Below are 501 nucleotides of genomic sequence, written 5' to 3'. Positions count from 1 at the left end.
GCGTTTTGGTGCTAAACGCAAGCTAAAATGGTGCTAAATGAAGTACTTTTTGCCGCTAAACACAAGTCGAAAAGCATAAATATCCACTGTAATTGTATAAACAAAACCCCTTCGAGCCATGAAATACAGGGCTAAAAGGGGCAAAATGGCTATTAAAATGCGGCATTTTAGGGTCTGAAAGGGGGAAATTGGGCGTAAAAACTAATGGGCTGACAACCAAACTAGAATGGCAAAATGGTGCAAAACGCAGGTTCTATGCTTAAAAATAGACAAAACGCAAGGCCTAAAAGGGTAGAAATTGTGGCTATTTACCTGTATTTGGACCTATATTTTCGCTAGAAGGGGTTGGCGAACGAGAGGCGTTTTATAAAATAATCCGTAGTATTTTAAGTTTTAAGGGCGTGAGTTTTTGGGCTGTTTAGTTCATAAGTTTATGAGCTTTTTGAGTGGTATGAGTTTTTGAGGGCATAAGTTTTTAAGTTGTTTAGTTCGTAAGTTCAT

It is taken from the genome of Prevotella sp. HMSC073D09, assembly GCF_001814145.1.
Taxonomy (GTDB): Bacteria; Bacteroidota; Bacteroidia; order Bacteroidales; family Bacteroidaceae; genus Prevotella; species Prevotella conceptionensis.
Note: the sequence above shows the minus strand (reverse complement) of the source record.